This window comes from Streptomyces sp. BR123 (assembly GCF_013401435.1).
Taxonomy (GTDB): domain Bacteria; phylum Actinomycetota; class Actinomycetes; order Streptomycetales; family Streptomycetaceae; genus Streptomyces.
This window is the reverse complement of sequence record NZ_JACBGN010000279.1, coordinates 1-9,367: the sequence shown is the minus strand read 5'-3', so window position 1 is coordinate 9,367 and position 9,367 is coordinate 1. Positions and strand designations below refer to the sequence as shown.

The window sequence follows — 9,367 nt, the reverse complement described above, 5'->3', positions numbered from 1 at the left end:
CCGCCAGGGTGTCGACGATCTCACCGAGCAGTCCGTGGACCTCGTCGAGGCCGTCGAGGCACAGGACCGGCGGCGGCGGTGGAGAGGAAGGGGAAGGGGAAGAGGAGGAACGCCGGGGTGGTACTGCGGTCAGCGGTATCACGCTCTGGCCTCCTCAGTCGGCCGCAAGCGGGCTGGGGTGGGTGCCGTTCGGGTACAGCGCGTGGCGCAGGGCCCGGTCGCCGTAACGGGTGACCACGATCCGGTCGCGGTTCAGGCCGTACCGGGGGATCTCGGGGGTGAGCAGGTCGTACTCGGCGAACCGCTCGGACAGTTCGGGGAAGCGCTTGTGGAAGTCCAGGACGGTCTGCCGGACCATGCGCCAGAAGGTCTTCTCCGGCAGGCCGAGCTGGTCGGCGCAGAGCGGCGCGAGGTAGCGGAAGTGGCCCACGAAGACCTGGTCCACGACGTGCTGGCGGATGATCGACGGGTGCTTGCGCGGCAGGACGTGGTCGTGTCCGTCGGGCTCCGGGCCGCGCTCGGGCACGTCCGTGAAGGAGACGCACACGTCGTCGACGAAGTCCTTCAGGTACAGGCGGGTCGGCACGTCGTTGTCGTCGTAGCCGATCAGCGTGTTCTGGCCGTGCGGGTTGAAGGTGACGCCGTAGCGGTAGAGGACGTGCAGGATCGGCACGAGCAGGGTGTCGAAGAGCCGGCGCAGCCAGTCCTGCGGTTCGAGGCCCGAGGCGTGCACGAGTTCGGCGACGAACGCACGGCCGGTGTGGTCGGTGTGCAGCAGCGAGGCGAAGGTGCGGACGCGCTCTTCCGGGTCCTTGCGCGCCGACACCGATTCGCGCCAGATGCAGCCGAGGGTCTCCAGGTACTGGTAGGGCGCCTCGTCGAGCTTGGACAGGTAGGGGTGGTGGACGGTCACCGAGGCGACCTCGCCGAGGAAGACGGTCCGGCACTCCTGCGTGAGGAACGGGTCGCGCTCCACCAGGCCGCGCAGCCACTGCGTGACGACCGGCGCGCCGGCCGTGCAGTGCGGCGGGATGCCGCGCCAGACCAGGGTGTTGAGGATCTTCAGGGGGAGTTTGACGTCGTACCGCTCGGGCACGGTGACGTTGGCCATCGTCCGGATCGACTGGCCCGGCAGGTACGCGTCGGGGCTCTCGCCGAGCGGGACGATGCGGCGCTGCGCCACGTCGGCGGCGTGCAGGATCTGGACGGCGTGGTCCCACTGCCAGGGGTGCACGGGCGTCCACACGTAGGCGTCGGGGTCGACCCCGGCCCGTTCCAGGACGGCGGTGAACCGGGCCTGGGTGTCCTCGTCCAGCTCCCGCGCGAGGATCTCGCGTTCGGAAAGCTCCGAGGTGCCGCGGAATTCGGCGAGTCCCCGGTGCACGGCCACCCAGTGGAGCTTCAGCGGCTGCCCGGCCTCGGGGGCGTACCGGCGTACGTCGGTGGCGGAGAAGCCGATCCGGCCCTTGTTGGCGACGAGCAGGTTGTGGCCGGTCATGCGGCACTCCAGCTCGGTGTGGCCGAGGGCGCGCAGTTCGGCTGCGGTCTCGCCGCCGTGCGTGATGCGGGCGGCGTCGACGGCGAGGGTGGCGGAGAGCTCGGTGAGGTAGGTGGCGACCGTCGACGGGTCGCTGTCGATCGTCGTGGCCGCCTCGATGAGGAACTGCTGTGCATCCCAGGCGGGTTGGGCGATGGCGTTGCCGAGCATGCCGGTGGCGGTGCGGGTGATCGAGTCCGGGTCGACGCGCAGCCAGCCGTACGCGCCGGGTACGGCACGGAAGGCGTAGGTCGTGCCGCTCGCGAGGTCGACGCGGTAGCCGTCGCCGGTTTCGACCGCCTTGAGCATGTCCTCGAAGCACCACTCGCCGAGGGCTTTGGCGAGGAGGCGGCGGTTGGCTTCCCTCCAGGCCGCGGGGGATACGTCCGGCAGGTCCGGCACGGGATGGTCGAGGGGCAGGGCCATCTGGCAGCTCCGGTGTCGGTCTTGATCAGATGCCCGGAGGCGCTCCGTCCGGGCCAGCCCAGATTAGGGAAGGCTTACCTAAGTCGCAATCGCAACTTTCGGCCATGGCGGGCCGGGTGACGTTCCGTCATAAAGCAAGTTAGGTTAGGCTTACCAATCCGCATGCCCGTTCCAGGGCCTACGCGCTCGGGGTGAATCAGTGACACCTTCCCGCAGGGGCTCTCCGCGATGGACGTTCGCTCTGGTCAGCGCCGGCGGCGTGATGATGACGCTGGACGTGACCGTGGTGAACGTCGCGCTCGCCGACATCGCCGGATCCTTGGACGTCGGTCTCGCCCGCGTGCAGTGGACCGTCTCCGCGTACTCCCTCGCCTTCGGGGCGCTGCTGCTCACCGCGGGCGCGCTCTCCGACCGCATCGGGCGCAGGACCGTGTTCATGGCCGGAATGGCACTGTTCACGGTCGCATCGGCCGGCTGCGGCCTCGCTCCGGACGCGGGCACGCTCGTCGTGGCCCGCGCCGCCCAGGGGCTGGGCGGGTCCCTGGTGTTCGCACCGACCCTCGCGCTGCTCGCGGCCGCCTACGAGGGCGCACGCCGACAGGCCGCCATCGCCGCGTTCGCCGCCGTCGCCTCGGCGGCCGGCGCCCTCGGACCGGTGGTCGGCGGCCTTTTCGTGAGCGGACTCGGCTGGCGCTGGATCTTCCTGGTCAACGTGCCGATCGGGATCCTGGTCGTGGCCGGGGCGCTCGCCCGGATGCCCGGCTCGCGGGCGACCGCCGAGGGGGCGGCCCGGCGCCGGGTCGATCCGCTGGGCGCCGTGCTCGGCGTGGCGGCCCTCCTCGCCCTGCACTACCCCCTGGTCGCCGGTCCGGAAGCCGGCTGGACGGCGGCCCGGGTCCTGGTGCCGGCGGCCGCCGGGGTCGCGCTCACCGCGGCCCTGGTGGCCAGCCAGCGCCGCGGTGACGGCCTGATCGACCTGGCCCTGCTGCGCATCCGCGCGCTCTCCGGCGCCGCCGTGCTGGGATTCCTCGCCCGGATGTCCAGTCTGGGCGTGCTGGCCTTCACCACTCTGTGGCTGCAGAGCACGCACGCGTACTCCCCCCTGGAGGTCGGGCTGCACCTCCTCCCGCTGACCGGCAGCCTGCTGCTGGCCGGCCTGTTCGTGGCGCGGCTGCAGCAGGTGTTCACCCCGCACGCCCTCGTCGCGGGCGGCTTCGGGCTGCAGGGGCTTGGCCTGTCGGCGCTGGCCGCCGCCGCGTCGGGGGCCGCCGGGGCGGGCGGGCCGGACCGGGCCGCCACGGCGGCCGGGCTGGTGCTGCTCGGCGTCGGAGGGGCCGTCATCTTCCCGCCGCTGATGGGCGTCGCGGTGGGCGCCGTGCCCGAGGACCGGTCGGGCCTGGCCTCCGGGCTGGCCAACGCCTGCTACCCGCTGGGCACCGCGACCGGCGTCGCCGCCTTCGGCGCCCTGTTCGCCGCCCGCCTCGACGCCGGGCTCGGCGGCGCCGCCGACGGGACGGTGCGGGACGCCGTCGGCACCGGCCGCCTCGAACTCCTCGATCCCGCGCTGCGGCCGCTCGCCCGGTCCGCGTTCTCCGGCGCCTACACGGCCGTCTGCCTGGCCTCGGCCGCCGTCTGCCTGATCGGCGTCCTCGCCGCCCGCATGCTCCGGGACGGCGCGGCCGGGACCGCCGACGGCCCGGCCGGGAAGCCCGCCCGGGCCGCCCGTACGGCTCAGACGTCCTGAGTCCGGCGCAGCAGCCACACCAGGTACGGGGCGCCCACCAGCGCGGTCACCACGCCCACTGGGATCTCGGTCGGCGCGAGCAGCCAGCGCCCCAGCGCGTCCGAGCAGACCACCAGCAGCGCGCCCAGCAGCGCGGCCACGGGCACCATCCGCGCCGTGTGGCCGCCCACCAGACGGCGCGCCAGGTGCGGGGCGACGAGCCCGACGAAGCCGACGGCGCCGACTGCGGCGGCCGTGCCGGCGGCCAGCACCGCACCCGCGCCGAGGACGAGCAGCCGGGCGCGGCCCAGTTCCAGGCCGAGGGCGCGCGGCAGCTCCTCCCCCAGGGCGAGCAGGTCCACCGGCCGGGCCGCGACCACCAGCGCCACCGCGACCAGCGCGGGCAGGGCCAGCCAGCCGAGCGCCGAGAGGTCCCGGCCGTAGGTGCTGCCGGAGAGCCAGCCGAGGGCGGCCGAGATGTTCATCTGCGCGCCCACGACCATGATGTTGACCAGGGCCATGGCGGTGGCGGCGGCCCCGAGGCCGACCAGCACCACCCGGGTCGGGTCCAGCCCGCGGCGGCCCCCGCCCGCACTCCCCCGGGCCACGAGGACGACGACGACCAGCATCAGCAGGCCGCCCGCGGCCGCGGCGGCCGGCAGCGCGGCGGCAGGCGCGGACGGGACGGCCAGGATGACGGTGACGGCGCCCAGGGAGGCTCCCGCGGTCACGCCGACGAGTCCCGGCTCGGCCAGCGGGTTGCGTACGACGGCCTGCACGGCCGCACCGGCCACGGCCAGGCAGGCGCCGGCCACGGCGGCCACCAGCACGCGCGGCAGCCGGTAGCCGACCACCGCCTCGGTGATCTGCTCGGCGGATCCGGAGAGCAGCGCGCCGAGCTGTCCCCAGCCGATCTCCACGTCGCCCAGGCGCAGCGACACCGCGACGGCCGCGGCCAGCGCGATCAGTCCGGCGCCGAGCACGGCGGCGAAGCCGGGCGCGCGCCGCCGGTCGGAGACGGCGACGGCCGCCCCCGTGTCCGCGTCGCCGGTGCTGATCCGGCGCGCCAGGGCCATGAAGACCGGGCCGCCGATCAGGGCCGTGACCACGCCGACCGGGATCTCCGCGGGCTGGGTGGCGGACGGGGGCGCGATCAGCTGGGCGGCGGCGTCCGCCGCGAGGACCAGGGCCGCGGCGAGCAGGGCCGCCGTCGGGATGAGTACGGCGTGCTTGCGCAGGCCCAGCTGCCGTGCGGCGACCGGGGCGATGAGCCCGACGAAGCCGATCGGCCCGGCGAGCGAGACCGCGGCGGCGGAGAGCAGCACGGCGACGAGGAAGGCGGTGGGCCGGATCCGCTCCACGCGGACGCCCATCGCCTGGGCCGTCTCGTCGCCGAGGGCGAGCAGGTCCAGCGGACGGGCGAGGAGAGGGGCGCACAGGGCGCCGGCGAGGACCAGGGCGCCGAGGGTGAGCGGCCGTTCCAGCCCGGACTGCATCAGGGTGCCGTTGCCCCAGAAGAACAGTCCCCGGGTCGCCTGCACGTCGAGCATCTGCAGGAACTCCGCGGCCGCGGTGCCGGCGAGGGCGACGGTCGCCCCGGCGAGGAGCACCCGGCCGGGGGTCATGACGCCGCGGCTGGTGAGGAGGTGGACCACGGCGACGGCGAGGAGACCGCCGAGGAACGCGGCGCCCCCGGCGGGCAGCGGGCCCGGGCTCACGCCGGTGAACGCCACCAGCACGACGGCGAGGTAGGCGCCGGCGTTGACGCCGAGGGTGTCGGGCGCGGCGAGCGGGTTGCGGGTCGCACCCTGGACGAGGACGCCGGAGACGCCCAGCGCCACGCCGACGACCAGCCCGGTCAGGGTGCGGGGCAGCCGACTGCCGAGCAGGATGTCGGCGGTCCGGGCGTCGCCGCGCCCCAGGACCAGGTCCGCGATCTCGGAGAGCCCCACACCGGACGCGCCCTGCCCGAGGTGGACGAGGGCGACCAGGCACAGGACCAGCGCCAGGGCGCCGCCCGTGAGCAGGGCGCGCGTGCGGCCCCCGGCGGGCCGTCGCGCCGCCGGCCGGGGGCCGGCGGCTGCCGTCAGGGTGTCCTGGGCCATCAGACCTTCAGTGCCTTGCCGGTCTCGTCGAGGATGTGCAGCGCCGAGAGCGGGCCGCCGAAGAGCCAGGTGCCGGGGTCGAGCGGGACGGCCTTGTCGCTCCTGACGAAGTCGAGGCCCTTCCACACGGCGTTGGCGGCGAGGGCCCCGGTGAAGGGGTTGTCCTTCTCGGCGGCGACGTAGAGGAAGGTGGAGTCGCCTTCCACCTTGGTCAGGCCCTCGACGCCGACCGTGGTCATGCCCCAGGCATCGGGCTCGCCCTTCCAGCCGTTCTTCAGGCCGGCGAGGTTCAGCACCTGCGGGGCGATGGCGTCGTCGGTGAGCATGCGGACGGTGGCGGTGCCGTTGGCGGTGAAGCCCTGCCCGACCGCGTACTTCAGCCCGCCCTTGCCCGCCTTGTCGAGGCGCGTCCTGAGGTCGGCGGCCCGGGCGTCGATCTGCCCGGTGACCTCGGCGGCCTTGTCCTGCTTGCCGACGGCCCTGGCCAGCTCGGCGAAGTTCTTCTTCATCGTCTGCAGCTGCGGCTTGGTCGTGTACGTGAACGACACCACCGGGGCGATCTCCTGGAGCTGCTTCAGGTTCGCCTTGGAGCGGTCGTTGTCGATCACGATGAGGTCCGGCTGGAGCGCCCGGATCTTCTCCAGGCTCGGCTCGTTGCGGGTGCCGACGTCGGTGACGTTCTGGGGGAGGGCGGCGCCCTTCGCGGTGATCCAGGTGCCGTAGCCCTTGTTGTCGGCGTTCCCGACCGGGGTGACCCCGAGCGCGACCAGCTCCTCGGTGTACGTCCATTCCAGCGTGACGACCTTGGCGGCGGGCTTGGCCAGGGTGACCTTGCCCTGGGCGGTGTCGAGGACGATGGCGGCGCCCGCGGGCGCGTCCCCGCTCTTCTTGGGGTCCGCGGTCTCGCCGACCGTGCCGGACCCGCAGGCGACCGCGGTCAGCATCAGCGCCAGGGCGGCTCCCGCCGTCTTCAGGGCGCGCGGCATCCTCTGCATGGCGAATCTCTCCTAGGTGAACCCGCGGGCCGGGCAGGGCCGCGGCGGGTGGGACGGGAGGTGAGGGAACGACTGAAGGGACTGGGTGGGGTGGTGCGGTCGGACGGCGCCGCACCGGGTCGGCCGCGGGTCCCCGGGCGGTCGGTGCGGTCTCAGGCAGCGGGCGGTGCGGGGTCGGCGGGCGGCCGCTGCGGGAAGCAGGCGAGGTACCCGGTGGACGGGTCGCGGACGACGCTCACGCGCAGGCCGAAGGCACGGTCGATGACCTCGGGCGTCAGCACGGCGGCGGGATCGCCCGCGGCCGTGATCCCGCCTCCGGCGACGACCACGACCTCGTCGGCGTAGGCCGCGGCCTGCGTCAGGTCGTGCAGCACCACGCCGCAGGCGATGGCGTGCTCGCGGGCCAGCCGGCGGACGACGTCGAGCACTTCGAACTGGTGGCGCATGTCCAGGTAGGTGGTGGGCTCGTCCAGCAGGAGCACTCCGGCCCGCTGTGCCAACACCATGGCCAGCCAGGCGCGTTGGCGCTCGCCGCCCGAGAGTTCGTCGAGCCGCCGGTCGACGAGGGGGGCGGCGTCCGTGACGTCGAGGGCCCAGTCGACCGCCTCGGTGTCCTCGCCGGTGTGCCGGGAGAGGGCTCCGCGATGCGCGTAGCGGCCGTGGCGGACGAGTTCGCGTACGGTGACCCCGGCAGGGGCCTGCGAGGTCTGCGGCAGGAACGCCAGGCGCTGGGACAGGGTCCGGCGGCCGAAGGACCGCAGCGGTGCGTCGTCGACGCGCACCTCGCCGCCGATGGGGGGCAGCAGTCCGGCCACCGTGCGCAAGAGGGTCGATTTCCCGCAGCCGTTGGGGCCGACCAGCACCGTGATCGCGCCGGAACGGAGCGAGAGGTCCACGGCCTTGAGCACCGGGCGGCCCGCATGCCCGACGTCGAGTCCTTCCGCCACCAGCCGGACGTCGCCTAACGCCACCGTGTCCCTCCCCGTCTCCGGTTCTCGATCACCACCATACAACTTAGGTAAGGCAGGCCTAAGATCATTTCCGGAACCGGGAGACCTGTGACCATGTCGAGATCCCGCGCACCACCACACACCCCCTGCACACACTCACCACCCCTTGCGCGGAGAGGAGTTGGCCGGTAATGCATGCTCGCCCGGCGCGGGTGCACCCCGGGGCTACGGGCGGCGGCGTTGCACGGCCTTCCGGATTGCGTAGGCGGCGGCTCCGGCGGCGAGCACCGCCGCCCCGGAGGCCACCGAGGAGGCCGGCAGGGCGAAGGCCAGGGCCAGGCAGCCGGCCAGTCCGAGGACGGGGACGATCCGGGGCGGTCGACCCTCGTCGGGGGCGAGGGTCCAGGCGGAGGCGTTGGCGACGGCGTAGTAGGCGAGCACCCCGAAGGAGGAGAAGCCGATGGCACCGCGCACGTCGGCCGTGGCCGCCAGGAGCGCGACGGCACCGCCGACGAGGAGTTCGGCCCGGTGGGGGACCTGGAACCGCGGGTGGACGGCCGCCAGGGCGTGCGGCAGGTGCCGGTCCCGGGCCATGGCCAGGGTGGTGCGGGAGACGCCCAGGATCAGCGCCAGCAGCGAGCCGAGCGCGGCCACCGCCGCGCCGGCCCGCACGACCGGCACCAGCCGCTCGGCGCCCGCGGCGCGGGCCGCGTCCGACAGCGGGGCGGCGGAGTCCGCCAGCCCCTGCGGGCCGAGCACTGCCAGGACCGCCAGCGCGACCAGGACGTACACGACGAGGGTGATGCCGAGGGCGATCGGGACGGCCCGCGGGATCGTGCGCGCCGGATCGCGGACCTCCTCACCGAGGGTGGCGATGCGCGCGTACCCGGCGAACGCGAAGAACAGCAGGCCCGCGGCCTGGAGCACCCCTCCGGGGCCCGTGCCGGTGCCGATGGCGAGGCGGTCCGGGTCCGCCGCGTCCGAGGTGGAGGCGGCGACGACGACCGCGGCGAGCACCGCGAGGACCACCGCCACGATCACCCGGGTCAGCAGGGCCGACTTCTGCACCCCGGCGTAGTTCACCGCGGTCAGCGCCACCGCGGCCGCGACGGCGACCGCGTGCGCCTGGCCGGGCCACGCGTACGAGCCGACGGTCAGGGCCATCGCCGCGCACGAGGCGGTCTTGCCGACGACGAAGGCCCATCCGGCGAGGTAGCCCCAGAACTCCCCGAGCCGCTCGCGGCCGTACACGTAGGTGCCGCCGGAGGCCGGGTGGCGGGCGGCGAGGCGGGCGGAGGAGGTGGCGTTGCAGAACGCTACCGCGGCCGCCAGGGCCAGACCGATCAACAGCCCGGAACCCGCCGCCCGGGCGGCCGGGGCGAGGGCGGCGAAGATCCCCGCGCCGATCATCGACCCCAGGCCGATGACCACCGCGTCGGTGACCCCCAGCCGCCGCCGCAGTTCGTCCGGTCCCCCGGCCGCGGCCGCCGGCTCTGCCATGCCCTGCTCCCCTCACCGCGGGACCCCGTCCGGACCCCGACCGGGCCAGACGATAGCGGGCGGGTATGAACGGGCGGAGCCGGGAGCTGTCTCTTAGACACATCTGACGCTGGCGACGACGCTCGCGGTGT

6 protein-coding genes are annotated in these 9,367 nt (G+C 74.4%); 1 reads left to right on the top strand and 5 read right to left on the bottom strand.

The window, feature by feature from the left end; translation table 11 throughout:
- Positions 1-154: 154 nt before the first annotated feature.
- Complete coding sequence (locus tag HYE82_RS29620; protein ID WP_179177264.1) at positions 155-1,963, bottom strand: IucA/IucC family siderophore biosynthesis protein; 1,809 nt, start codon at positions 1,961-1,963, stop codon at positions 155-157.
- A gap of 262 nt (positions 1,964-2,225) precedes the next feature.
- Here HYE82_RS29620 and HYE82_RS29615 point away from each other — a divergent pair, with 262 nt between their 5' ends.
- The gene (locus HYE82_RS29615; protein WP_256987877.1) at positions 2,226-3,707 is read left to right on the top strand and encodes an MFS transporter; all 1,482 of its coding nucleotides are present in this window, start codon (positions 2,226-2,228) and stop codon (positions 3,705-3,707) included.
- Here HYE82_RS29615 and HYE82_RS29610 read toward each other — a convergent pair.
- The 4 genes from HYE82_RS29610 to HYE82_RS29595 all read right to left on the bottom strand — a co-directional run bounded on the left by HYE82_RS29610 (position 3,695) and on the right by HYE82_RS29595 (position 9,236).
- Entirely contained in the window at positions 3,695-5,791 is a 2,097-nt protein-coding gene (locus tag HYE82_RS29610; protein WP_179177262.1) for an iron ABC transporter permease, read from the bottom strand. The two genes, HYE82_RS29615 and HYE82_RS29610, sit on opposite strands and share 13 nt — an antisense overlap.
- The gene (locus tag HYE82_RS29605) at positions 5,791-6,786 is read right to left on the bottom strand and encodes an ABC transporter substrate-binding protein (protein ID WP_179177261.1); all 996 of its coding nucleotides are present in this window, start codon (positions 6,784-6,786) and stop codon (positions 5,791-5,793) included. The genes HYE82_RS29610 and HYE82_RS29605 overlap by 1 nt, the downstream gene beginning before the upstream one ends.
- A gap of 152 nt (positions 6,787-6,938) precedes the next feature.
- Positions 6,939-7,757, bottom strand: coding sequence for an ABC transporter ATP-binding protein (locus HYE82_RS29600; RefSeq protein ID WP_179177260.1), 819 nt, complete (start codon positions 7,755-7,757; stop codon positions 6,939-6,941).
- Between the two features lie 204 nt (positions 7,758-7,961).
- Positions 7,962-9,236, bottom strand: a complete 1,275-nt coding sequence (locus HYE82_RS29595; protein ID WP_179177259.1) for an APC family permease — start codon at positions 9,234-9,236, stop codon at positions 7,962-7,964.
- Positions 9,237-9,367: the final 131 nt, after the last annotated feature.

Excerpts from the sequence above, each read along its gene's own strand:
- HYE82_RS29620 (WP_179177264.1), bottom strand. The coding sequence starts at position 1,963 with ATGGCCCTGCCCCTCGACCATCCCGTGCCGGACCTGCCGGACGTATCC.
- HYE82_RS29615 (WP_256987877.1), top strand. The coding sequence starts at position 2,226 with ATGATGACGCTGGACGTGACCGTGGTGAACGTCGCGCTCGCCGACATC.
- HYE82_RS29610 (WP_179177262.1), bottom strand. The coding sequence starts at position 5,791 with ATGGCCCAGGACACCCTGACGGCAGCCGCCGGCCCCCGGCCGGCGGCG.
- HYE82_RS29605 (WP_179177261.1), bottom strand. The coding sequence starts at position 6,786 with ATGCAGAGGATGCCGCGCGCCCTGAAGACGGCGGGAGCCGCCCTGGCG.
- HYE82_RS29595 (WP_179177259.1), bottom strand. The coding sequence starts at position 9,236 with ATGGCAGAGCCGGCGGCCGCGGCCGGGGGACCGGACGAACTGCGGCGG.